The organism is Streptomyces sp. NPDC014734 (genome assembly GCF_043083325.1).
Lineage (GTDB): Bacteria > Actinomycetota > Actinomycetes > Streptomycetales > Streptomycetaceae > Streptomyces.
In genome coordinates this window covers 1-23353 of the sequence record NZ_JBIBYN010000015.1, presented here as the reverse complement: position 1 = coordinate 23353, position 23353 = coordinate 1, and the positions used below count along the sequence as shown (strand labels likewise).

16 protein-coding genes are annotated in these 23353 nt (G+C 72.5%); 7 read left to right on the top strand and 9 right to left on the bottom strand.

The window, feature by feature from the left end; genetic code table 11:
• Window positions 1-122: 122 nt before the first annotated feature.
• The 6 genes from ACF1CT_RS22885 to ACF1CT_RS22860 form a co-directional block, all read right to left on the bottom strand.
• On the bottom strand, window positions 123-3890 hold the full coding sequence (locus ACF1CT_RS22885; protein WP_391785767.1) for a S8 family serine peptidase: 3768 nt from the start codon (window positions 3888-3890) through the stop codon (window positions 123-125).
• Window positions 3891-3996: 106 nt separating this feature from the next.
• Window positions 3997-5148: an XdhC family protein gene (locus ACF1CT_RS22880; RefSeq protein ID WP_391785766.1), complete on the bottom strand. Its 1152-nt coding sequence runs from the start codon at window positions 5146-5148 to the stop codon at window positions 3997-3999.
• 108 nt (window positions 5149-5256) lie between these two features.
• On the bottom strand, window positions 5257-6708 hold the full coding sequence (locus tag ACF1CT_RS22875; RefSeq protein WP_391785765.1) for an NCS2 family permease: 1452 nt from the start codon (window positions 6706-6708) through the stop codon (window positions 5257-5259).
• 449 nt (window positions 6709-7157) lie between these two features.
• The gene (pucD, locus tag ACF1CT_RS22870) at window positions 7158-9542 is read right to left on the bottom strand and encodes a xanthine dehydrogenase subunit D (protein ID WP_391785764.1); all 2385 of its coding nucleotides are present in this window, start codon (window positions 9540-9542) and stop codon (window positions 7158-7160) included.
• Between the two features lie 2 nt (window positions 9543-9544).
• Entirely contained in the window at window positions 9545-10138 is a 594-nt protein-coding gene (locus tag ACF1CT_RS22865; RefSeq protein ID WP_391785763.1) for a (2Fe-2S)-binding protein, read from the bottom strand.
• 2 nt (window positions 10139-10140) lie between these two features.
• Complete coding sequence (locus ACF1CT_RS22860; protein WP_391785762.1) at window positions 10141-11031, bottom strand: FAD binding domain-containing protein; 891 nt, start codon at window positions 11029-11031, stop codon at window positions 10141-10143.
• Window positions 11032-11283: 252 nt separating this feature from the next.
• Here ACF1CT_RS22860 and ACF1CT_RS22855 point away from each other — a divergent pair, with 252 nt between their 5' ends.
• Both ACF1CT_RS22855 and ACF1CT_RS22850 read left to right on the top strand, forming a co-directional pair.
• Window positions 11284-12987, top strand: a complete 1704-nt coding sequence (locus ACF1CT_RS22855) for a PucR family transcriptional regulator (RefSeq protein ID WP_391785911.1) — start codon at window positions 11284-11286, stop codon at window positions 12985-12987.
• A 201-nt stretch (window positions 12988-13188) separates the two neighbouring features.
• Complete coding sequence (locus tag ACF1CT_RS22850; protein WP_391785761.1) at window positions 13189-13974, top strand: hypothetical protein; 786 nt, start codon at window positions 13189-13191, stop codon at window positions 13972-13974.
• A gap of 174 nt (window positions 13975-14148) precedes the next feature.
• Here ACF1CT_RS22850 and ACF1CT_RS22845 read toward each other — a convergent pair whose 3' ends face one another.
• A complete protein-coding gene (locus ACF1CT_RS22845) occupies window positions 14149-14922 on the bottom strand; it encodes a GntR family transcriptional regulator (protein ID WP_391785760.1) in 774 nt (257 codons plus the stop codon).
• 147 nt (window positions 14923-15069) lie between these two features.
• Here ACF1CT_RS22845 and ACF1CT_RS22840 point away from each other — a divergent pair, with 147 nt between their 5' ends.
• Entirely contained in the window at window positions 15070-15918 is an 849-nt protein-coding gene (locus ACF1CT_RS22840; RefSeq protein WP_391785759.1) for a (2Fe-2S)-binding protein, read from the top strand.
• 191 nt (window positions 15919-16109) lie between these two features.
• A complete protein-coding gene (locus ACF1CT_RS22835) occupies window positions 16110-17189 on the top strand; it encodes a DUF2637 domain-containing protein (protein ID WP_391785758.1) in 1080 nt (359 codons plus the stop codon).
• Window positions 17190-17231: 42 nt separating this feature from the next.
• Here the strand turns inward: ACF1CT_RS22835 and ACF1CT_RS22830 are convergent, their stop codons facing one another.
• Window positions 17232-17594 (bottom strand): ATP-binding protein, encoded by a 363-nt coding sequence (locus ACF1CT_RS22830; protein ID WP_391785910.1) that lies wholly within the window; start codon window positions 17592-17594, stop codon window positions 17232-17234.
• Between the two features lie 354 nt (window positions 17595-17948).
• On the opposite strand from ACF1CT_RS22830, the gene ACF1CT_RS22825 reads away from it, so the two are divergent.
• Together ACF1CT_RS22825 and ACF1CT_RS22820 are read left to right on the top strand one after the other, a co-directional pair.
• Window positions 17949-18344, top strand: coding sequence for a ribonuclease domain-containing protein (locus ACF1CT_RS22825; RefSeq protein WP_391785757.1), 396 nt, complete (start codon window positions 17949-17951; stop codon window positions 18342-18344).
• A gap of 127 nt (window positions 18345-18471) precedes the next feature.
• Entirely contained in the window at window positions 18472-18861 is a 390-nt protein-coding gene (locus ACF1CT_RS22820; protein ID WP_391785756.1) for a barstar family protein, read from the top strand.
• A 107-nt stretch (window positions 18862-18968) separates the two neighbouring features.
• Here the strand turns inward: ACF1CT_RS22820 and ACF1CT_RS22815 are convergent, their stop codons facing one another.
• Window positions 18969-21365: a collagenase gene (locus ACF1CT_RS22815; protein ID WP_391785755.1), complete on the bottom strand. Its 2397-nt coding sequence runs from the start codon at window positions 21363-21365 to the stop codon at window positions 18969-18971.
• A 353-nt stretch (window positions 21366-21718) separates the two neighbouring features.
• Here ACF1CT_RS22815 and ACF1CT_RS22810 point away from each other — a divergent pair, with 353 nt between their 5' ends.
• The gene (locus ACF1CT_RS22810) at window positions 21719-23191 is read left to right on the top strand and encodes an aminopeptidase P family protein (protein WP_391785754.1); all 1473 of its coding nucleotides are present in this window, start codon (window positions 21719-21721) and stop codon (window positions 23189-23191) included.
• The last annotated feature ends 162 nt before the right edge of the window (window positions 23192-23353 follow it).

Sequence of the window (23353 nt, the reverse complement as noted above, 5' to 3'; positions counted from 1 at the left end):
CAAAGCAGACAAATTTTGGTCATCGGGAGACAGTGCGGAACGGCGGTGAGCAGGACGGAGAGGTGGCCCCGCCCCCTACCGACGGAGGGCACGGGGCCACCTCAAGGGCACACCTCAGCAGGTCACTTCAGGCCGAATGCCCGAATGATCTCCTGGTCGACGCCGAGCCCGCCGGCCGCCTCGGCGTGCGCCTTCAGCGACACGGACGAACCCGCCCTCTTCGGAGTGGTGAACCGGGCGGTCCAGGAACCGGCCCCGTCCTGACGCAGCGGTACGGCGCTCCAGGTCTTCCCGTCGTCGTAGCTGACCGACAGCGACGCCTTCTTCGCCTTCACCGCACCGTCCAGCCATTCCTGCGTGCCGGCAGAGAGCCCGATCTCGGCCGGCCTGCCGGCCTTCACGTCACCGGCGAGGTCGGTGTCGACCCGGTAGTCGAGCTGGAGCAGCGGGATGTCCGCCTGGGACGGTCCGTTCTCGTCCATGGCGCCCGAGACGAAGTTCCACTCGGTGTGGGTACGGGTGGAGGTCTTCCACACGTCGCCGTCCCGGGTGGCGTCGAGCACGAAGCGGTACGGCAGCCTCTCCGGCGAGAGGTCCCAGGCGTATCCGGCCCGGCCCGCGACCTTCTTGATCAGGGTGTCGCCCTGGTAGAAGGCGGTGGAGGTGGTGTCGTACTCGCCCTGCGGCATGGCGCCGGAGTTCCCCGCGCCCGCGTCCGTCCACGGGGTGAAGTTGAACTGGACGTCGTCGTACACGGACCGGAACGGACCCCAGTAGCCGGTGCCCAGGCGCGGGCGGGCGACCGGTGCGAACCAGTCGGTGCGGTAGGTGCGGCCCGCCGTGTAGTCCAGCTCACCGCTGCGCATCTCCAGCACGGCCTCCCCGCCGTCCGCGCCGAGGACCGAGTGGTTCTCGTACCAGAACGAGGCGCCCGGGAGCGGGGTGACCCACTCGTCGCGGGTGCCGGGGAACTTCTCGTACTCCTCGAAGCCGATGCCCGGGCCGTAGTCCGGGATGTCGTAGCGGTATCCGCCGCCGAGGACGTCCCGGTGGCCGTAGAAGGTGTTCTCCACCTTCGCCAGCGCGCGGGCCTTCGGGGCGAACTCCAGCGAGCGGTCCGGGATCGTGCCGTCGTGGCGGTCCACCAGGTCGTAGACGTAACGGGCGAACTTGCGCTGCTCGACCGTCAGCTTCTTGCCGCGCCGGGCGGTCCGGATGAGCTCCTCGCCCGCCAGGCGCTGGACCGAGGCGACCGGGATGGCGGTCTCGGTGCCGTACGGGGCGTAGCCCTCCAGCAGGACGCCGTCGCCGTCGTTGACGACGAACAGCGCGTCGGCGCCCGCGGCCACCGCGTTCGCGGCCCGGTCCTCGGGCGCGACCGCGTCGCTGCGGCGGATCACGACGGCCTTGCCCCGGACGTTCAGGCCCTTGTAGTCGGCCGCGGCGCCGTTGCCCGCGAAGACGCCGGTGAGCTTCTTCCGGCTGCTCCCGGCGACGGGCGAACCGCCCTGGACGGCGGCCGGCACATCACGGCCGTCGGCCGTCAGGGCGAGGAGCTTCTCGCCCTGACGCCAGCGGGTCAGGAAGGAGAAGGAGCCCTGGGTGACCTTCTTGGTGGGGCTCGCCCACAGCTGGTCGTAGATCAGCGGGATCTGGTAGGCGTCGCGCTGGACGGTGCCGTCCGGCGCGGTGCGCGCCATGTCGTAGCGCAGTTGCCGGGTCTCGGTCTCCTTCGGCGTCCGCACGGCGACCTTGCGGGCCCTGGAGGCGTCGAGGGTGACCGTGGCGGCCTTGCCGAGAATGATCTCGGGAGCGGCGAGGAAGGCCAGCGCCTTCGAGTCGGCGCGGTCACCGGTGACCTCGGCGGCCGTCCAGGCGGTGTAGTTGCCCGGCGGGAGCCTCAGCGTGGTCTCGCCGGAGACCTGGACCGGCATCGGCTCCGGGTCGCCGAGCGCGCCGAGGACGACCGTGCCGTCCATCGGCTTGCCCGCACGGTCCTTGAGCCTGAGCGTCAGGTCGTACAGTTCGCGTTCCTTGTTCAGGGCGAAGCCGGTGTGCGCGACGACGGTGCCCGCCGCGTCCGTGGCGAGGACCTGGCCCGAGAACTGGCTGCCGCTCGCGACCTTCGACGGGTCCAGCGAGAGGACGGCCTCGGCGGTGGATCCGGCCGGGACGGTCAGCCGCTTCGTGGACAGGCGGTAGGCGTCGGCGTCGGTGTCGGTCGCCAGGTCGAGCGCGATGTCCTTCGTGCCGGTGTTGCGGTAGGTGAGGGTCCGTTCGGCGACCGGGTCGGACGCGGAGTGCGGCCAGTCGTAGGAGGCGACCGGGACGGATCCGGTGGCCTCGACGGTGGTGTCGATCGCGGCCTTCACGTCGAGCCGGCCGGTGCCCTGCTGGTACGGGGTGTAGTCCGGCAGTCTCTTGGACGAGCTCATCAGCGCGTCCTTGATCCGCTGCCCGGACCAGTCGGGGTGGCGCTGCTTGAGGATGGCCGCCGCGCCCGCGACGTGCGGCGTCGCCATCGAGGTGCCGGACATCGACTGGTACATGCCCTCGATGCCCGGGACCGACTGGGAGGCCGCCGCGTTGATGTCCACACCCGGGGCGGACAGGTCGGGCTTCAGTCCGTAGGAGCGGACGAGGGGGCCCATGGAGGAGAAGTCGGCGCGGTTGTCCCGCTTGTCGACGGCGGCGACCGTGAGTGCCTTCTCCGCCGAGCCGGGCGAGCCGATGGTGCCCGCGCCGTAGGCGTTGCCCGCGGCGATCACGAACAGCGGGCCGCCGTCGGCGGACAGGGCGTCGACGGCCTGCGACATCGGGTCGGAGCCGTCGTCCGGGACGGGGGAGCCGAGGCTCATGGAGACGACGTCGGCGCCCTCGGCCCTCGCCCACTCCATCGCCTCGATGATGCCGGAGTCGGCGCCGGAGCCCTCGTCGCCGAGCACCTTGCCGACGATCAGGTCCGCGCCCGGCGCGACACCCTTGTTGGTGCCCTGCGAGGCGGCGCCGGATCCCGCGATCGTGGAGGCGACGTGGGTGCCGTGGCCGTTCTTGTCGTCGACCTCCTCGCCGGGCACGAAGCTCTTCGATTCGAGGACGCGGTCCTTGACGTCCGGATGGTCGGCGTCGATGCCGGTGTCCAGGACGGCGACCTTGGCGCCCTTGCCGTCGTAGCCCTCGGCCCACGCCTGCGGGGCGTTGACCTGCGGGACGGAGTCCTTGAGCGCGGCCTCCACCCGGCCGTCGAGCCAGAGCTTGCCGAGGCCGGCGTCCAGCGAACGGGCCTCGGGGGCGCGGGCGATGCCGTTCCAGAACGTCCGGGCGGTGCCCTTGTCGGCCTTGAGCGCGGCGCCGTGGATGCTCTCCAGGGTGCGGGTCTTCCTGGCACCGCGCGGCACGGCGGGCAGCGAACGGGCCCGGTCGCCCGGATAGGTGGCGATCAGTGGGATGCCGCCCGAGCGCTTGTCGTCGTATCCCATCCGGACGAGGGCGGAGACGTTGAACAGCCTCCGGTCCAGCTTCCCCGCCGCGAGCAGGGACTGCGCCTCGTCGGGCAGGACGTAGAGGTCGTCCCCGGCCTGCTGGACGTGGACGCCGCCGACCGCGCCGTCGGGGCGGTCCACGGTGACGGTGTCCTGCTTGCCGACGCCGTCGGTGTAGTGCACGACATCGCCCGTGAGCAGGGTGATGTCGTACTCCTTGACGGGGGCCGCGGCCTCGTGGCCGGCGGGGGCCCGGCGGTCGGACGGGCCGGAGGCGGCACCGGCCGCGGGGAGCAGCGCGCCGCCCAGCAGGGCGACCGAAGTCGCTATGACCAGGGCCCGGCGACCCGCGTGAGCGGGTCTCGCCCGGCCCGCACGGCCGGAGGCGGAGAAGGGGGTGATTGTCATGCACCAGACCCAATACCCAAAAGCGCGGCTACGGTCCGGTACGGCCCTGGCGTGAATGCGCCGTGGCGGCAACCCGCCCTCCGCGCGAAGGCCGCCCGAAGGCCGATCAGGCCACGGAGGTGATCACCCGCTCCGCCGGCGGTCCCGCCTCGTGGTGGATCGGGGTGTGCGCCCCCTTGAGCGGGACGCCGCTGCCGCCGCGCAGGTCGGCGACGATCTCTGCGGCGATCGACAGCGCGGTCTCCTCGGGGGTGCGGGCGCCGAGGTCGAGGCCGATCGGCGAGTGCAGCCCGGCCAGTTCCCGCTCCGTGAGCCCGGCGTCGCGCAGCCGGTCGTTGCGCTCCAGGTGGGTGCGGCGCGAGCCCATCGCCCCGACGTACGCCACCGGCAGCCGCAGCGCCAGTTCGAGCAACGGGACATCGAACTTCGGGTCATGGGTGAGCACGCACAGGACGGTGCGCGCGTCGACGGAGGTCGTCGCGAGATAGCGGTGCGGCCAGTCGACGACGAGTTCGTCGGCCTCCGGGAAACGGGCCTCCGTGGCGAAGACGGGGCGGGCGTCGCAGAGGGTGACGTGGTAGCCGAGGAACTTGCCTGCGCGGACCAGCGCGGCGGCGAAGTCGATGGCCCCGAAGACGATCATCCGGGGCGGCGGGACGCTCGATTCGACGAGCAGGGTGAGCGGTTGTCCGCAGCGCGAGCCCTCGGCGCCGATGGTGACCGGCCCGGTGCGGCCGGTGTCCAGCAGGGCGCGGGCCTCGGCCGACGCCGTGCCGTCCAGTTCCGGGTGCCCGCCGAGACCTCCCTCGTACGAGCCGTCGGGCCGTACCAGCAGGGGCCGGCCGAGGAGTTCCGCCGGCCCGTCGGTGATCCGGGCCAGCGCCGCCGCCTCCCCCCGTGCGGCGGCGGCGAGGGCCGCGGCGTACACCGGCCGCGCGGGATCGTCCGCACGGACCGGTGTCACCAGGATGTCGATGACGCCACCGCAGGTCAGGCCGACCGCGAAGGCGTCGTCGTCGCTGTAGCCGAACTGTTCGCGCACGCTCGCGCCGTCGTCCAGCGCCCGCTCGCACAGTTCGTAGACCGCGCCCTCCACACACCCGCCGGAGACGGAGCCGATCACCGTTCCCTCGCGGTCGACGGCGAGAGCGGCGCCGGGCTGGCGGGGCGCGCTGCCGCCGACCGCCACGACGGTGGCCACGGCGACGTCGCGTCCCTGCTCGACCCAACGGCTGAGCTCCTCGGCGATGTCCAGCATGGGCCTCACTCCTTCTGCGGCTGTCGGATGTGCGGGCGGACGGCGGGTGTGCGGGACGGCCGGGTTCCGGCGCCGTGCCGGTCCCGGACCGCTCCGGTGCGGCCGGGCCTACTTGGCGCCGAGCCAACTCTCGATCGGGCTGAGCGCGAAGTACACGACGAACACTCCGGTCAGTACCCACATGAACGCGCCGACCTCCCGGAATCTGCCCCGCGCCGCCCTGATCGCGACATAGGAGATCACCCCGGCGCCGACTCCTGCGGTGATGGAGTACGTGAACGGCATCAGTGCCACGGTCAGGAAGACCGGCACCGCGACGGACCTGTCGCCCCAGTCGACGTGCCGGGCGTTCTGCATCATCATCGCGCCGATCACGACGAGCGCGGCTGCGGCGATCGGCCCCGGAACGATCTGGGCGAGCGGGGTGAAGAACAGTCCGGCGGCGAAGAGCAGACCGGTGACGACGGAGGACAGACCGGTACGGGCGCCCTCGCCGACGCCGGTGGCCGATTCGATGAAGACGGTCTGACCGGAGGCCCCGGCCACGCCGCCGATCGCCCCGCCCGCGCCGTCGACGAACAGCGCCTTGGACAGGCCCGGCATCCGGCCCCTGTCGTCGGCGAGCCCGGCCTCCGTGCCGACACCGATGATGGTGGCCATCGCGTCGAAGAAACCGGCGAGCACCAGGGTGAAGACGATCATGCCGACGGTCATGACGCCGATGTCGCCCCAGCCGCCGAACTCGACGTGCCCGAACAGTCCGAAGTCCGGCATCGAGACGGCGCTGCCCCGGAGTTCGGGTGCGCTGCCGCCCCATGCCTTCGGGCTGATGTCGCCGACCGCGTTGACGACGACGGCGAGGACGGTGCCGACGACGATCCCGATGAGGATCGCGCCGGGCACGTTGCGGGCCTGGAGCATGAAGATGAGCAGCAGCGTGACGCAGAAGAGCAGGACCGGCCAGCCGCTGAGCTGTCCGTCCGTGCCGAGGGTGACCGGGGCCCCCTTGCCCACGAAGCCCGCGTTGACCAGGCCGATCAGCGCGATGAACATGCCGATGCCGATGGTGATGCCGTGTTTCAGGGCCAGTGGTATCGCGTTCATGATGATCTCGCGCAAACCGGTGACCACCAGCAGCACGATCACCACGCCGTACATCACGCACATGCCCATGGCCTGCGGCCAGGTCATGTGCGGGGCCACCTGGGTGGCGAGCACGCCGGAGACGGACAGCCCGGCGGCGAGCGCGAGCGGCACCTTGCCGATGAAGCCCATCAGCAGGGTGGAGACCGCGGCGGCGAGCGCGGTCGCGGTGACCAGCTCGGCATGGCCGAGCTGGTGTTCGGCCACGTCCGGACCGGACAGCAGGAGCGGGTTGAGCAGGAGGATGTAGCACATCGCCATGAACGTGGTGATGCCGCCGCGCACTTCGCGGGCGACGGTGGAGCCTCGTTCGGAGATGTGGAAGTAGCGGTCGAGCCAGGATCTTCCGGCGGGGACGCGCGAGCCGCGGCCCGCGTCCTGCGCTCCGGTTCCGGGTTCCACTGAATGCTGGGTCATGGTGCCTGACTCCCAAGGTTCACAGGGGCACCCGTGATGCCGGACCGGCATACGGGATTTGGGATCACTGCGTGGGCGGCACGACCCGGGGGACGGCCCGAGGCGAACTGTTCGTGCAGCGTGGGACGTGCCGGTGCCGTGACCGGCACCGGTGCTGCGGTACTGCCTGCCGTGCCGGATGCCGGGTGCGGCGGGCACGGGGGCGCTCCGGGCGGTGCGGGCGGCGGAAGGTGTGACGTTCCCGGCGCGCACCGCCCGGAGGGTACGGGGCGGAGCGGTGACTCAGAGCCTGTCGGGCGGCCTCCGACCGGGCGGCCACGTCCTGGCACGCACGCCTCCGGCGTTGCCGGCACGGCCGAGCAGCTCCGCTACTGGGCCGTCCCGGCGCCGGGGAACCGCACGCACCGTGCCGCGTCCGCCTTCCGGCCGAAGGTCACCCGACAGGCTTCTCAGGTGCCCGTGAGGTGTTCGGGTCGTACCGGAGTCCTGTTGAGCTCCAGGCCGGTCGCGTTCCGGATCGCCGCGAGGACGGCCGGGGTGGACGACAGGGTGGGGGCCTCGCCGATGCCGCGCAGCCCGTACGGGGCGTGGTCGTCGGCGAGTTCGAGCACGTCGACGGGGATGGTCGGGGTGTCGAGGATGGTGGGGATGAGGTAGTCCGTGAAGGACGGGTTGCGCACCTTCGCGGTCCTCGGGTCGACGATGATCTCCTCCATGACGGCGACCCCCAGGCCCTGGGTGGTGCCGCCCTGGATCTGTCCTTCGACGGACAGCGGGTTGAGGGCCTTGCCGACGTCCTGCGCGCAGGCGAGTTCGATGACCTTGACCAGGCCGAGTTCGGTGTCGACCTCGACGACCGCGCGGTGCGCGGCGAAGGAGTACTGGACGTGGCCGTTGCCCTGTCCGGTACGCAGGTCGAACGCCTCGGTGGGCCGGTGGCGCCACTCCAGTTCGAGGTCGACCGCCTCGTCCTCCAGCACGTCGGCGAGGTCGGCCAGCACCTCGCCCCCGTCGGTGACGACCTTGCCGTCCTCCAGGAGCAGTTCGGCGGTGGCCCAGGCCGGGTGGTGGGTGCCGAACTTCCGGCGGCCCATCTCCAGGACCTTCTCGCGGACGGCCTCGCAGGAGTGCTTCACGGCTCCGCCGGTGACGTAGGTCTGCCGGGAGGCGGACGTGGAGCCGGCCGAGCCGACGCGGGTGTCGGCGGGGTGGATGGTGACCCGGGCGACGCCCAGTTCGGTGCGGGCGATCTGGGCGTGGACGGTGACGCCGCCCTGGCCGACCTCCGCCATGGCGGTGTGCACGGTCACGACGGGGTCGCCGCCGATGACCTCGATGCGCACCCGGGCGGTGGAGTAGTCGTCGAACCCCTCGGAGAAGCCGACGTTCTTGAGGCCGACGGCGTAGCCGATGCCGCGGACGACGCCCTCGCCGTGGGTGGTGTTGGAAAGTCCGCCGGGCAGGGCCCGTACGTCGGGCTGTTCTCCCGCCGTCTCCCACTGGCGTTCCGGCGGCAGCGGTCTGGCCTTCACCCGGCGCAGCAGTTCGGCGACCGGCGCGGGTGAGTCGACGACCTGCCCGGTCGGCAGGACGGAGCCCTGTTCCATGGCGTTGAGCTGCCTGAACTCGACCGGGTCCATGCCGAGTTCGGCGGCGAGCCTGTCCATCTGGGCCTCGTAGGCGAAGCACGCCTGGACGGCGCCGAAGCCGCGCATGGCCCCGCACGGCGGGTTGTTGGTGTAGAGCGCGACGGCCTCGATGTCGACGTCGTCGACGACGTACGGGCCGACTCCGAGCGAGGAGGCGTTGCCGACGACGGCCGGGGACGCGGAGGCGTAGGCCCCGCCGTCGAGCACGATGCGGCACTTCAGGTGGGTCAGTTTGCCGTCGCGGGTGGCGCCGTGCTCGTACCAGAGTGTGGCGGGGTGGCGGTGGACGTGTCCGAAGAAGGACTCGAACCGGTTGTAGACGATCTTGACGGGACGGCCGGTGCGCAGGGCGAGCAGGCAGCCGTGGATCTGCATCGACAGGTCCTCGCGTCCGCCGAAGGCGCCGCCGACGCCGGAGAGCGTCATCCGGATCTTGTCCTCGGGCAGGCCGAGGACGGGGGCGATCTGCCGCAGGTCGGAATGGAGCCACTGGGTGGCGACGTACAGGTCGACGCCGCCGTCCTCGGCGGGCACGGCGAGCCCGGACTCGGGTCCGAGGAACGCCTGGTCCTGCATGCCGAAGACGTACTCCCCGCTGACCACCACGTCGGCGCGGGCCGCCGCCGCGTCCGCGTCGCCGCGGACGACGGGCTGGCGGTGGACGATGTTGGGGTGCGGGACATGCCCCGCGTGGTGGTCGGTGCGGCCCTCGTGGACGAGGGGTGCGCCGGGGGCGAGCGCGGACGTCTCGTCGGTGACGACGGGCAGTTCGCGGTAGTCGATCACGATCTTCGCGGCGGCGCGGCGAGCCGTCTCCGGGTGGTCGGCGGCGACCAGCGCCACGGGTTCGCCGTGGTGGCGGACCTTGCCGTGGGCGAGGACGGGGGTGTCCTGGATCTCCAGGCCGTAGTGCTTCACCGAGGTGGGCAGGTCGTCGTAGGTGAGCACGGCGTGGACGCCGGGGGTGGCGAGGGCCTGCGCGGTGTCGATGGAGAGGATCTCGGCGTGCGCGACGGTGGAGCGCAGGGTGTGGCCCCAGAGCATGTCCTCGTGCCACATGTCGGAGGAGTAGGCGAACTCCCCGGTGACCTTCAGGATGCCGTCGGGCCGCAGGGTGGACTCGCCGATGCCGCCCCTGGTGCGGGTGCCCTGGTGGATGCTGGTGGGGTTGCCGGTGACGCCCATGGTCAGACCGCCCCTTCCGCCCGGGCGGCCGCGAGGCGGACCGCGTCGAGGATCTTCTCGTAGCCGGTGCACCGGCAGAGGTTGCCGGAGAGTGCCTCGCGGATGTCCGCGTCGGACGGCTCCGGGTTGCGTTCCAGCAGTTCGTCGGCGGCGACCAGCAGGCCGGGGGTGCAGAATCCGCACTGGACGGCCCCGGCGTCGATGAACGCCTGCTGGATCGGGGCGAGTTCGCCGCCCTCGCGGGTCTCCGGTCCGGCGGGCCGGGCCTGCCATCGGCGGGCCGTGTCGAGCGCCGTGCCGCAGGCGCCCTCCGGGCAGCCGCTGCCCGGGTGCGCCCGGGACCGGTGGGCGGCGAAGTCGGCGAGGCCCTCCACGGTGACGACCTCCCGGCCCTCCGCCTGTCCGGCGGCGACCAGGCAGGAGCAGACCGGGACGCCGTCCAGGCGGACCGTGCACGATCCGCACTCGCCCTGCTCGCAGGCGTTCTTCGAACCGGGCAGGCCCATCCGCTCGCGCAGCACGTAGAGCAGGGACTCGCCCTCCCAGACGTCGTCCGCCTCGTGGCGGCGGCCGTTGACGGTGAGGTTGACGCGCATGATCAGGCGGCTCCTTCGGTGCTGCGGCCGTTGCCGCGGTACGACTCCCAGGTCCAGCCGAGTGTGCGGCGGGCCATGATCCCGACCGCGTGGCGGCGGTAGCCCGCGGTGCCGCGCACGTCGTCGATCGGGTTGCAGGCGCCGGCGGCGAGCGCGGCGAACCGTGCGGCGACGGACGGGGTGAGGGTCGCCCGGCTGTCCCAGAACCCTCCCTCCTCCAGCGCGGCGTTCAGGAACTCCTCGGCCTCCTTGGCCCGTACGGGGGTGGGGGCGGCCGAGCCGATGCCGGTGCGGACGGTGCGGGTCCCGGGGTGCAGGGCCAGGCCGAAGGCGCAGACGGCGATGACCATGGCGTTGCGGGTGCCGACCTTGGAGTACTGCTGCGGTCCGTCGGCCTTCTTGATGTGCACGGCCCGGATCAGTTCGTCCGGTGCGAGGGCGTTGCGCTTGACGCCCGTGTAGAAGGCGTCGATGGGGATCATCCGGGTGCCGCGCACGGACACGGCCTCGACCTCGGCCCCGGCGGCGAGGAGCGCGGGATGGGCGTCGCCGGCGGGCGAGGCGGTGCCCAGGTTGCCGCCGACGCCGCCGCGGTTGCGGATCTGCGGCGAGGCGACGGTGTGCGAGGCGAGCGCCAGTCCGGGCAGCTCGGCGCGGAGGTGTTCCATGATGTGGCTGTAGGGCACACAGGCGCCGAGCCGTACGCTCTCCCGGCCGACCTCCCATGCGGACAATTCGCCGATGCGGTTCAGGTCCAGGAGGTACTCGGGCCGCCGGTGGTCGAAGTTGATCTCCACCATCACATCGGTGCCACCCGCGATGGGCACGGCCGTCGGATGCTCGGCCTTGGCGGCGAGCGCCTCCTCCCAGCTGGCGGGACGAAGGAAGTCCATGCGTGGCTCTCTTCTCGGTCGGGTCGTTCGCTGGGGCGGGGGACGGCCGGCCCTCGGCTGGTGGTTCATGTGTTGTTCACGGGATGTGCGCCAAGTACACAAGCCGTGCTCCACCCGGTGCAGTCACCGAACCCATGAAGGAGTTGACCGGCCGATCTCGTCGTCTTGTAGATTCGAACAAATGGCGTGGACCGGTGGCCTCACCGGATCACCCAGCCCCCCGCACCAACGAAAGAGATCGGCGGCGACGAGATGCGGCTGCGCGCACTGCTGGAGACCGACGCGCTGGGCCTGCGGCTGCTCGGCGGCGAGGCGGAGCTGGACCGCTCCGTCCGAGGCGTGATGACCACGGACCTGCGCGACCCCAGCCGCTACCTGTCGGGCGGCGAGCTGGTCCTGACGGGGCTGGCCTGGCGCCGCGGCCCGGCGGACTCGGAGCCGTTCGTGCGCATTCTGGCGGGCTCCGGGGTCGCCGGGCTCGCGGCCGGAGAGGCGGAGCTCGGGGACGTCCCGGACGATCTGGTGGAGGCGTGCGCGCACCACCGGCTGCCGCTCTTCGCCGTCCACGAGACGGTTGCGTTCGCGACGATCACCGAGCATGTGGTGCGTCAGGTGTCCGGCGAGCGTGCGGGGGATCTGGCCGCGGTGGTGGACCGGCACCGGCGGCTGATGACCTCGGGCCCGGCCGGTGGCGGCCCGGAGGTGGTCCTCGATCTGCTCGGTTCCGATCTCGACCTGCGGGCCTGGGTGCTCTCCCCCACCGGGCGGCAGGTCGCGGGGGCCGGTGACGTGCCGTTGGCCGGGCCGGTCGGCGTGGCACTCGCCGGGCATCATCTGGCCGCCGTCCGCGGCGGACGCCGGGCCCCGCACCGGGCCGTCGTCGACGGCGTCACGTATGCGCTGTTCCCGATCCGGAACGCCGGGCGCGGCGCGGCCCCGGCCTCCGGGGAGGTGCGGGAGTCGGTGCTCTCGGACTGGCTGCTCGCGGTGGAGGCGGACCCGGGCGACTGGCCGACCGCCCGGCTGGACCTGCTCCAGGGCGTCACCCAGCTGATCGCGGTCGAACGGGATCGGCGCGACGCGGCCCGTACGGTGCGCCGCAGGCTCGCCCAGGAGGTCCTGGAGCTGGTCCAGACGGGTGCGCCGCCCGCCGAGATCGCGGCAAGGCTGCGGGTCGCCGCCCCGGTGCTGCTGCCGGGGCTGGGGACGGCGCCGCAGTGGCAGGTCGTGGTGGCACGCGTCGACTGGAACGGCGCGGGCGCAACGGCGGCGTCCGGAGCGGTCGCCCAGGCGGTGCTGGAGGAGATCCTGATCGACCCGGCGGTCGTCGGCCCGGACTCCGCGGACCGGATCGCGGTCGCGCACACGGGTGACGAGGCCGTGGCCCTCGTGCCGCTGCCCGCCCCTGCCGCCCCCACCCGGGACACCGGCGACGCCCCGGAGTCCGCCGGGGAGGACGCCTCGCTGCACGCCGAGGCCCTGCTCGCCGCCGTCCGCGATCCGCTCTCGGCGGGTCTCGCCGACGACGGCCGGCTGACGCTGGGGGTCAGCGCGGCCGTGCATTCGGCCGAGGGGCTGCGGGGCGCCCTGGAGGAGGCCCGGCACGCCCGCCGGGTGGCGGCGGCCCGCCCCGGCCGGGTCTGCGCGGCCGGGCACCACGAGCTCGCCTCGCACGTCCTGCTGCTGCCGTTCGTCCCCGACGACGTGCGCCGCGCGTTCACCGCACGGCTGCTCGACCCGTTGCGCGAGTACGACCGGCGCCACCGCGCGGAACTCATTCCGACGCTGGAGGCGTTCCTGGACTGCGACGGTTCCTGGACCCGCTGCGCGGCCCGGCTCCACCTGCACGTCAACACGCTGCGCTACCGGGTCGGGCGAATCGAGCAGTTGACGGGACGTGACCTCGCGCGCCTGGAGGACAAGCTCGATTTCTTCCTCGCCCTGCGTATGAGCTGATTCCGGGCCCCCGCGGCGGTCCGTGCCGGGCCCGGCCGTTTGTGAAATATTTCACCTGACATCGCCCCGACCCCTTGGCCCGGCGCACGGATCCGTGCTGAGATGCCGCAAGACCCACCGCCGTCGCCCAACTCCCGTTGGGCGACGGCTTCTCGACAGCTCAATGGCGCGCTAGGGGAGGGCAATGTGGCGCATACCGCCATGTCTGGTTCCGGAACGACAGCAGATGACGATCCGCCGCTCCAGACAGCGGTATGGCGGCTGCGGTCACGCGCCTGCTGGACGGACGCCGCCGCGCTGCTCGAACACGACGCCGCCACCGATCCGGCCGCGGCACTCCAGCGGACCGCGCTGCTGATCGAACGCTGCCTGTACACCGGACAGGGCTGGACCGACGCCGAGGACGCCCTGCGCACCGCCGAGGCGCTGGCCCACGACGACGCCGAACGCGGCGCCGCCGCCTGCGAACGCGGCCATCTGGCGTACGCGTCGACCCTGCTGGGGGTGCGGGACCGGGCGGACGAGGCGAGCGTCGCCCTGAGCCGGGCCGCGGCGCTGCTCGCCCCGGCCGCACCGAACCGTCCGCTGCTGGACTTCCGCCGCGGTCTGATCGCGCAGAACATCGCCGACTCCCCGCAGGCCGCACGCGCCGCCTACCGCAGGGCCCACGCAGGTGCCACCGCCCGGGGCGACGCGCTGCTGCTCTCCTCCACCTGGCGCCACCTCGCCCTGCTCGCCCTGCGCGAGGGCGAACTGGCGGAGGCACGGCACGGTTTCGCCGAGTCCCTGCGGATAAGGGAGGAGCTGGGATACCTGATCGGCACGGCTCCGGCGCTGATCGCACTCGCGGACGCCGAGCCGGAACCCGAGACGGCGGCCCGGCTGCGCACCGAGGCGGGGCGGCTGTTCCGGCTGCTCGGCGGCGTACCGACCTGGCTGGCACCGCATCTGGACCCTGCGTCGCCCGGGGCCGCCGGGGCGAACTGAGCCGGGCGGGCAGCCCCGGGGACCGTCGGCGGTGGGGTCCGGTGACCTGCCGGACGCGCCGTCCGTCCGGGGCGGCGCGCGTCACGTACGGACCCGGGCGGGTCCCCGGGCCCCGCCCCGCGTCGTCGCGCTCCGGACCGGTGCCGGACGGAGCGGCGCGGGCCGGAGAACCCGTCAGCCCCCGGCGCCGCCGAGGTGTTCGCGCACCAGCGACTGCACGACGGCGAGGTCCTGGGAGATCAGCGCGTCGAGCAGCGCCGTGTGCTCGGCGGCGTCGGCGAGGAGGTCGGCACGGCGGACGGCGGGATCGTTCACCGACGGCCACTGGGAGCGGCGGTGAAGTTCGGCGGCGACCGCCACCAGCTGTTCGTTGCCGCCGAGCGAGAGAACCGCGCCGTGGAAGGCCCGGTCGCACTCGGCGTAGCCCGCCCGGTCACCGACGGCGGCGGCGGTCGCGGCGGCCTCGGCGAGCGGGCGCAGCGCACGCCAGCGGGCCGGCGGGACGGTCCGGGCGAGCCGCAGCATGACGGGTACCTCGATCAGGGCCCGCACCTCGGCCAGCTCGGCCAGCTCGCGCGGCCCCCGCCGGGACACCCGGAACCCGCGGTTCGGCACGACTTCGACGGCGCCCTCGACGGCCAGTTGCTGCATCGCCTCGCGCACCGGCGTCGCGGACACCCCGAAACGGGCGCCGAGGGCCGGTGCGGAGTAGACCTCCCCGGGCACCAGGTGGCCCTCGACCAGGGCGGTCCGCAGGGCGTCCAGGATCTGGCCGCGCACGGAGTGCCGTCGCACCGGTGCGTGCGGGGCCCGTGGTTCGCCGTGGGTGTGCTCGCCGCGTACGCGCTCCGGCGTCTGGTCGCCGCGCGTCTGTTCGGGCACCCGTACGGGCTCGGGGGCGGTCGTGGGCGTCGGCCGTGCCCGCCCGCACCCTGTGCCCTGCTCCACCCGGACCTCCTCGGCCTGCCGCGGGCGCGCGGCTCGCGCGCGCCGTGTCCTCGTGTGCACGATAGGCGGAGCGGGCCGCAGTTCAAACCTCGATCAACTCGGGTAAGGTAAGGCTTACCTGCAAGTATCGTGATTCGGCGGTCCCGTATGACACTTCCCGCCCTGCTGCCGGGCACCACCGCGTCCGCCGTGTCGGGCGCGTACGCGCGCCTGGCCGAGGTCTTCCCCGGGCTGCGCGCCGACGTGCTGCCGGACGGCGCGGAGGTGCCCGGTGACGCCGGCTGGGTGCGCGCCGACGAGCTCGCGGCGGGGGGCGCCGCGCTCGACACGTTCCTCGCCCGGGACCACGCGCAGATGGTGCGGGACTACGGGCAGCAGCCGCGTCCCGACGTGGTGGCCGGCTTCGGGCTGCACCGGTACGCCTGGCCCGTGTGCCTGCTGGTGACGGTGCCGTGGTTCCTGCACCGGCGGGTGCCCCGGATCCCCGTCGAGGACGTGGCGTTCCAGCGGGCCCTGGGGCGCATGGCCGTCCGGGTGGGGGAGTTCGCCTGCCTGCCGGACGATCCGGCGGCCGGACTGCCGGGTGCCCGGGTGGTCCCCGACGAGGCGGCCCTGCGGGCCGAGGTGCTCGCCGCCGTCGCCGACCACATGGGCCCGGTGCTGGGCGGCTTCCGTCCGCGGATGCGGCGCGGCAGGCGGGCCATGTGGGGCATGGCCACGGACGAGGTCGTCGAGGGCCTCTGGTACGTCGCCCACCTGCTCGGTGAGGAGCGGCGGGCGATGGCCGAGCTGGAGGCGCTGCTGCCCGGCACGACCGAGCCGTACGTGGGCACGGCGGGCTTCCGCGAGCTGACCGGGCCGAACGGCGAATCGCTCCCGACCCGCGACCGGGTGAGCTGCTGTCTGTTCTACACGCTGCGCCCCGACGACACCTGCGTCACCTGCCCCCGCACCTGCGATGCCGACCGGGTACGGAAACTGACGCCGACTCACTGATCGACACCCCTCGTACGAGTAGTAGTATTCGAACGCAGATCACTGGCCGTGTACGGATATTCGACCAGATCCCGGTTATCCGTATGCCCTGCCAACCCAATGGCGTTCTCTTGTCCCGAAACTCCCTGTGCGTGGCGGGGTTTCGGCAATCATGGCGCCCGAAATGCCCTACGTGACGCAAGGGACCGCGCATGAGACTTACCGACATATCGCTGAATTGGCTGCTTCCGGGCGCCGTGCTGCTCGTGGGAGTCCTCGCGGCGGTGGCGGTGGTCGTACGCGGCAAGCGCGCCGCCGACAAACCGGCTGCCGACGACAGTTGGGAGCGCAGCGAGGAGCGCCGCAGACGCAAGGAGGCGCTGTACGCCACCGCCTCGTACGTTCTCCTGTTCTGCTGTGCGGCGGTCGCCGCCGCGCTCTCCTTCCACGGGCTCGTGGGCTTCGGCAAGCAGAACCTCGGCCTCACCGGGGGCTGGGAGTACCTCGTTCCGTTCGGGCTCGACGGGGCCGCGATGTTCTGTTCCGTCCTCGCGGTGCGCGAGGCCAGCCACGGTGACGCGGCGCTGGGTTCGCGGCTGCTCGTCTGGCTGTTCGCCGGCGCCGCTGCCTGGTTCAACTGGGTCCACGCCCCGCGCGGCATCGACCACGCGGGCGCTCCGCAGTTCTTCGCGGGGATGTCGCTCTCGGCGGCCGTGCTGTTCGACCGCGCGCTGAAGCAGACCCGCCGGGCCGCCCTGCGCGAGCAGGGCCTGGTGCCCCGTCCGCTGCCGCAGATCCGCATCGTGCGGTGGCTGCGCGCTCCCCGGGAGACCTTCGGCGCCTGGTCGCTGATGCTTCTGGAGGGTGTCCGCACCCTGGACGAGGCGGTCGAGGACGTCCGTGAGGACCGGCGGGAGAAGGAGCAGAACCGTCTGCGCCGCAAGGAGCAGGCCAAGCTGGACCGGGCCCACATCAAGGCACTGAACCGGCAGAACCGGGCCTGGCGCCGGGTCCGGGGCGGGACCCAGGTGGATGTGCAGGCGGCCGCCATCCCCCCTTCGGCGGGCTCCACGCAGTCCACCGTGGAGCCCGCCATATCGGAACCGGGACAGCTGCCGCTGAGGCCTCGGCCCTCCCTGCAGGCCGTGACGGGTCCTGACGGCGGGGGCACGGGCCGCAACCCCGGTGATCCCGTCACCGTCGACCTCACGGCCGAGGACGACACCCAGGCACTGCCCCGGCTCGACTCGCTGGAGCGCAAGCTGAAGGATCTTGAGCAGCAGTTCGGCTGATCCTGTGCGAAAGGCCCTGATGTCCCGGTTCGTTCCGGGCCGTCAGGGCCTTTCGCCGTCCAGTTCGAACCAGACGACCTTGCCCAGCGCGTGTGCGCCGATTCCCCAGGCGTCCGCGAGACCCCGGACCAGGACGAGCCCCCTGCCGTGCGTACCGTCGTCGGCGTCCGGTACGTGCGACACGGGGAGTCCGGAACCGAAGTCCCGTACTTCCACCCGAAGTCGGGCGGCGGTCACGCTCACCGTGAGGACGGCGCCGCCGTCCGTGTGGATCAGCGCGTTGGTCACCAGCTCGCTGAGCAGCAGCTCCGCCACGCCTGCCGACTCGTCCCGACACCGGTAGCGCAGGAACTCGCGCAGTGCGTGGCGGACCTCACCCACGCCCGCCAGGTCGGCCCGGACCAGTCTGCGACGCATCCGGGCCGGCTGCCGCCGCCACGCGACGGGCCTGCGCCCGGTCGTGTCGGCCATCGATTCGACATCTCTGCGACGTTCCATCATCTCCCCCGCACGCACAGTGAATCGCCCCCTGTTCGTCGTCCCGGTCGAACTCCCTCTCCGGAAACCGTCACCGGGATGCATGCCCCACCGGCGGGCCGCCACGCTTGTCGACCCATCCCCATGTGAACGTGGGCACGAACCTGTTGACGATGGATCGGACACATGAACGTCACCTTTCCATCCCTCCGGTCAACTTCCACAGAATTCACATGGCTCGACGTTGACGGATCCGTGTCTACGCGCGTCATCATGGTGGCCATGCGAATCCCCCCACGGATCACCACGCTCGGCGGCGCCGCCGCCCTTCTGTCCGCACTCGTCGTCGGCGGCCCCGTCACCGTGTCCGCCACGGCGGCCACCCCGGCCTCGGTCGGCAGCGTCTGCTACTCGACGCTGCCTTCCCAGGCCCACGACACCCTCGACCTGATCGAGGCCGGCGGCCCGTTCCCCTACAAGCAGGACGGCTCCGTCTTCCAGAACCGGGAGGGTGTCCTGCCCAAGCAGGGCACCACCTACTACCACGAGTACACGGTCGTCACCCCCGGCTCCCCCACCCGCGGCGCACGCCGCGTCGTCACGGGCGAGAAGGTGCGTGAGGACTACTACACCGGCGACCACTACGTCACGTTCGACCTGATCGACCGCGGCTGCTGAAGCCCCGGCCCTCCGAGCTGATCCGCGCCGCGGTCCCCCACCCGCGGCGCGGATCACGGACGCGTACGGGCGTCCGGTGCTGCGACCGGTTCCGGACGGGTGCCGGTCGGGGCGCTACCCTCCGGCCATGACCGTGACCTACGTGATCGACGGCTCCCGGATCACCGGCCTGGAGCAGTTCTGGACCGTCATCGGTGAGGCCGTGAACGGCCCCGGCGGATACTTCGGCCGGGGCTTCGACTCCCTGGCGGACTGTCTGAGCGGCGGGATGGGCACCCCGGACGACGAGGACTTCGTCCTGGAATGGCGGGACCACGCCCGGTCGGCGCGGGCCCTGGGGCACGAGGAGACGGCACGCCATCTGCGGCAGAGCCTGGACAGGGTGCACCCGTCGCACCGGTCCGACGTCCGGGCCCGGCTCGACGACGCGCTGGCGGGACGCGGACCGACCCTGTTCGACCTGCTGGTGGAGATCCTGACGGAGGGAACGAGGCCGGGCGCTCTGCGACTGCTCTGAGGACGGCGGGACCGGCGGCCCCGGAACGTGCGGCCGGCCGGTGGGCGGGGATGCCGCTCCACCGGCCGGCCGCCGCCCGTGCGTGCGAGGACGTGCGGTGCCGGGGCTCAGAACCGGGTGGCGACGCTCACCCCGTCGAAGCTCTCGGCGGCGTGCAGGCTGATGTAGTGGGCGCCGGGCGCCGGGTGGTCGATGGTCAGGGTGTGGTCGTTGCCCGCGCCGACGGCCCGGTCGGTGTAGCCGTCGGTGGTCGCCCAGCCGTCCGCGCTGTAGTAGAGGTCGGCGTCGCCGGTGCCGCCGGACGCGGAGATCTTCAGCTGTGCGGTGCCGTCCGGGACGTAGAGGTAGAGGTAGGCGTAGTCGCCCTTGCCCGCCGCCAGCCCACTGCGCCTGCAGTCCTGGCCCAGTTCCCTGGTGTCGCTCGCGGTGCACTCGGCCGTGGGGTCGGGCGGGGTGGTGCCGTTGCCGCAGCTGCCGGACGCGCAGGCGGTCAGCCAGGTGTTCCAGTCGGCGTCGTAGCGGCTCCCGATGGTCGACGTGAGCAGGGTGCGGGCGCCGTGCCAGTCGCCCTTGCGGTAGAGGCCGAGCAGGGTGTCGACGTCCGAGCGGTGTGACTGGAGCATGTAACGGACGCCCAGGTAGCCCCAGTTGTAGACCCGGGTCTGGTCGGCGTTGTCATAGGTGGTGTCGAACAGGGTCCGCAGGGTGTAGGTGTGGTTCGCGGCCTGGGCGACGGCGTCGTCGTAGGTGACCTTGCGGTACGAGTAGGAGACGTACTCCGCGAAGCCCTCGACCCACCAGACGGTCGGGGTGACCATTCCGGCGTCGAAGTCGCCGTACATGTTGAAGCGGCCGTCGAGGTAGTGCGTGTACTCGTGGTTGAGGTTCCAGATCTGGAACTCCGGGCGCACCCACTCGGCCTCGTACGCGATGAACCGGGGCTGGTTGCCGGCCGTCGCGGGGTCGCCCTCCAGGTACATGCCGCCGTTGTTGGTGTCGATGCCGTAGATGACGCCCGCGTAGGTCTGGTAGTCGGTGCTGGAGTCGAAGACCACGACCTCGATGGTGGTGTTGCGGTCGTCGGCGACCGGCCCCTTGTCCTTGGCCACGTCGTGGAAGTAGGCGTCCTGGTCGCGCAGGCTGGTGCAGCTCGCGTCGAGTTCCGCCGCGGTCATCTGCTGCGCGAGGATGCGGATGCTGTCGCTGCACGTGTGGCTGACGGGCAGGACGGCGGACTTGAGGCGCTGCGCGAGATCACAGGTCCCGTAGTACGAGCAGTTCGCCCTGTCGTAGGCGTCGGTCATCTCCGCCACACCCACCCACAGCGGCGCGGTGGGGCCGGTGAGGGAGCTCTTGCCGAGCAGCGCGGCGGCCAGCGGCTTGACCGTGGGGCGCAGCGACGCCTCCTGGAGGAAGCGGCCGAGCTCCCGGCCCGCGTTGGAGGTCAGGAACGACTGGTCGGTGCCCAGCAGGTCCAGGTGGCGCGCGGCGAAGTCGTGGAGCGCGTTCAGCACGCTCGGGTCGGCCTCCACCGCCGCGACGAACTCGGGCAGTTGGTGGCCCCGGAAGGTCACCGTGTACACGTTGTTCACCGCGTTGAGCATGTACCAGGAGCTGTTGTACGAGGAGTCGTAGCCGGCGAGCAGATGCTTGACGACGGACAGGTAGCGGGCGTTCTGCTCGGCGCTGTCGATCAGGATGACGGCCTCGGACAGGGTCTCGCCGTTGGCGTCGGTGACGTCGTAGGCGTGCGCGGAGCCGAAGAACGCGTCGAGCGCCCCCTGGATGGCCGTGCGCAGCCGCTGGCCGTAGTCGCCCACGGTGCCGGGGTCGTAGTACTGCACGTAGTACCCGGCGCGGAGGTAGAGGACAAGCTGGGGCATGCCGGTGCTGCTGTCGCCCGGGTAGGCGGCCGAGCCGTCCCGCAGGGCGTCGGCGACGGTGGCCATCTGCTCCTCGCGGAAGGCCAGGTAACCGTCGTTGCCCTTGACCGCGAAGAGGGTGTTGACGCAGTCGGTGGTCGATGACTTGATCTGCTGGACCAGAGCGCTGCCGGTGCGGCCGGTGAAGTCGCCGACGTCGCACGCCGCCGCGGCGCCACCGGTCGCCGAGGCGCGGGCCCGCGCCTCGGCCTTCATCGAAGGTGCCGGGTGGCTGGGGACCGTCGCGGCGGGGTCGTCGTAGTCCCGCCGCAGCGCGTCCTTCGACGCGGACAGCGGCGGCCGGTCGTCCGCCTTGAGCGCCTTGCGTCCGACATGGGCGGGGTCGTCGGCGGGTGCGGTCGGCGAACCGGCGGAGGGGCCGCCGGGTTCGGGGGATCCGTCCGCGTCCCGTGCCGTCGCGGTGGCACCGGTGAGGGTGTCGCCGCTCGCCGCCGTCGCCACGGCGGCGGGACGTTCCCCGGCGGCCTGGCTCGGGGCGGAGAGCAGGCCCACACCCAGGCATGCTGCCAGAACTGCAGTGGACAGTCCGGTGATTCTCTGTCGAACCGTTCGGTTCTTCACGTGCCGCCTCCCAGCGGTGTGTCGACCGCGCGACCATGCGCGGCTGTGGGGGAATGCGCGGGGGCGGGTCCGGCCGTTCCCGGCCGACTCATTGGGTGACATGGACACGACCTCACCCTCGCCGCGCGCTGTACAATGGCACATGTCACATGTTCTTCGGAACCCCTCTCGCGCACATTCATCTGCGCGACAACTCCCCGCCACCACACCGGATTTCCGCTGTGCCCCGGTACGCGCCGGTCGGCACCGGCGAAATCCCGGGCACCGGACGACCACCGGAACAGGACCCCGACCGCACGTCCGATCACCCGTCAGAGACCGCAGGTCCCAGGCCTGCCCGCAGCCGAGGAGCAATGCCCGTGTCCCCCGACTCTTCCGCACCACGCACCAGCAGCCACGACCTGCCGGTGTCACCCGCGCTGGAATCCTTCATGCGCACGGCGTGGGCGGACAGCCCGCTCCCGCCGGACCTCCGCGTACCCGCGTACGACGCCACACCCGCCCGCCGCGCCCGCTTCGCCGCCCGCTTCCCGGGCGAGCGCCTGATCGTCCCGGCCGGCGCGCTCGCCACCCGGTCCAACGACACCGACCACCGCTTCCGGCCGCACACCGGCTACGCCTGGCTCACCGGTCTCACCGGCGAGGACCAGGCCGGTCACGTCCTGGTCCTGGAACCCGACGGCGACGAGCGGCACGAGGCGGTGCTGTATCTGCGTCCCCGCTCGCCCCGCACCGGGCACGAGTTCTACCGCGACCGCAGGTACGGCGAGTTCTGGGTCGGGCGGCGGCCCGATCTGGCGGAGGCGGCCCGGCTGACCGGCATCCGCTGCGCCCACCTGGACGCCTGGGAGAAGCTGCTCACAGGGCCGCAGCCGCCGACCCGGGTGCTGGCCGGCGTGGATCCCTCCGTCGACGAACTCCTGCGCGCCCGCGGGCCGTTCCCGCCCGCACGCCGGGCACCGGCCCCGCCCGAGACCGTGCTCGGCGAACTCCGCCTCGTCAAGGAACCCTGGGAGATCGGGCAGTTGCAGCACGCCGTCGACGCGACGGTGACCGGGTTCGAGGACGTGGTGCGGTGCCTTCCCCGGGCGCTGCGGCATCCGCGCGGCGAGCGCTGGATCGAGGGCGTCTTCGATCTGCGGGCCCGCCTGGAGGGCAACGGCCCCGGCTACTCCACGATCGCCGCGGCCGGGGCGCACGCCTGTGTTCTGCACTGGATCCGCAACGACGGCCGCCTGGACCGCGACGAGCTGCTTCTGCTGGACGCCGGGGTGGAGACGGATTCGCTGTACACGGCCGACATCACCCGCACCCTGCCGCTGTCCGGCCGCTTCTCCCCCGTGCAGCGCGACGTCTACGAGCTGGTGCTGGCCGCGCAGGAGGCGGGCATCGCGGCGCTGCGCCCCGGGGCGCGGTTCCGCGATTTCCATCTGGCTGCCATGCGGGTCATCGCCGAAGGACTGCACGGGTGGGGCGTGTTGCGGATGTCGGCGGACGAGGCACTCGACGCCGACAACGGCTTCTACCGCCGCTACACGCTCTGCAGCAGCGGCCACATGCTCGGCATGGACGTGCACGACTGCGCCCGGGCGCGCGCGGACGCCTATCTGGACGGACGTCTGGAGGCCGGCCAGGTCCTGACGGTGGAACCGGGTCTCTATCTCCAGCCGGACGACGAGACCCTGCCTCCGGCGCTGCGCGGGACAGGGGTGCGGATCGAGGACGACCTCGTGATCACGGACGACGGGGCCCGGCTCATGTCGTCCGCACTGCCCCGCACCGCCGACGGGATCGAGGAATGGATGGCCGCCCTGTCGGACGAGTGAGGGCCCGTCGGGCGATCTCCGCCCGGAAGCCGGTCACCCCGACGGCCACCGGGCCGGAGCGGCGGGGGGGGGGGGGGGGGGGGGGGGGGGGGGGGGGGGGGGCGCGCGCCGCCGCCCGCCCCCCCCCCCCCGGGGGGGGCGGGGGGGGGGGCGGGCCGCCGG

Excerpts from the sequence above, each read along its gene's own strand:
- ACF1CT_RS22840 (WP_391785759.1), top strand. The coding sequence starts at position 15,070 with ATGACACTTCCCGCCCTGCTGCCGGGCACCACCGCGTCCGCCGTGTCG.
- ACF1CT_RS22820 (WP_391785756.1), top strand. The coding sequence starts at position 18,472 with ATGACCGTGACCTACGTGATCGACGGCTCCCGGATCACCGGCCTGGAG.
- ACF1CT_RS22875 (WP_391785765.1), bottom strand. The coding sequence starts at position 6,708 with ATGACCCAGCATTCAGTGGAACCCGGAACCGGAGCGCAGGACGCGGGC.
- ACF1CT_RS22860 (WP_391785762.1), bottom strand. The coding sequence starts at position 11,031 with ATGGACTTCCTTCGTCCCGCCAGCTGGGAGGAGGCGCTCGCCGCCAAG.
- ACF1CT_RS22810 (WP_391785754.1), top strand. The coding sequence starts at position 21,719 with ATGCCCGTGTCCCCCGACTCTTCCGCACCACGCACCAGCAGCCACGAC.
- ACF1CT_RS22855 (WP_391785911.1), top strand. The coding sequence starts at position 11,284 with ATGCGGCTGCGCGCACTGCTGGAGACCGACGCGCTGGGCCTGCGGCTG.
- ACF1CT_RS22835 (WP_391785758.1), top strand. The coding sequence starts at position 16,110 with ATGAGACTTACCGACATATCGCTGAATTGGCTGCTTCCGGGCGCCGTG.
- pucD (WP_391785764.1), bottom strand. The coding sequence starts at position 9,542 with ATGGGCGTCACCGGCAACCCCACCAGCATCCACCAGGGCACCCGCACC.
- ACF1CT_RS22885 (WP_391785767.1), bottom strand. The coding sequence starts at position 3,890 with ATGACAATCACCCCCTTCTCCGCCTCCGGCCGTGCGGGCCGGGCGAGA.
- ACF1CT_RS22825 (WP_391785757.1), top strand. The coding sequence starts at position 17,949 with ATGCGAATCCCCCCACGGATCACCACGCTCGGCGGCGCCGCCGCCCTT.
- ACF1CT_RS22850 (WP_391785761.1), top strand. The coding sequence starts at position 13,189 with ATGTCTGGTTCCGGAACGACAGCAGATGACGATCCGCCGCTCCAGACA.
- ACF1CT_RS22865 (WP_391785763.1), bottom strand. The coding sequence starts at position 10,138 with ATGCGCGTCAACCTCACCGTCAACGGCCGCCGCCACGAGGCGGACGAC.
- ACF1CT_RS22880 (WP_391785766.1), bottom strand. The coding sequence starts at position 5,148 with ATGCTGGACATCGCCGAGGAGCTCAGCCGTTGGGTCGAGCAGGGACGC.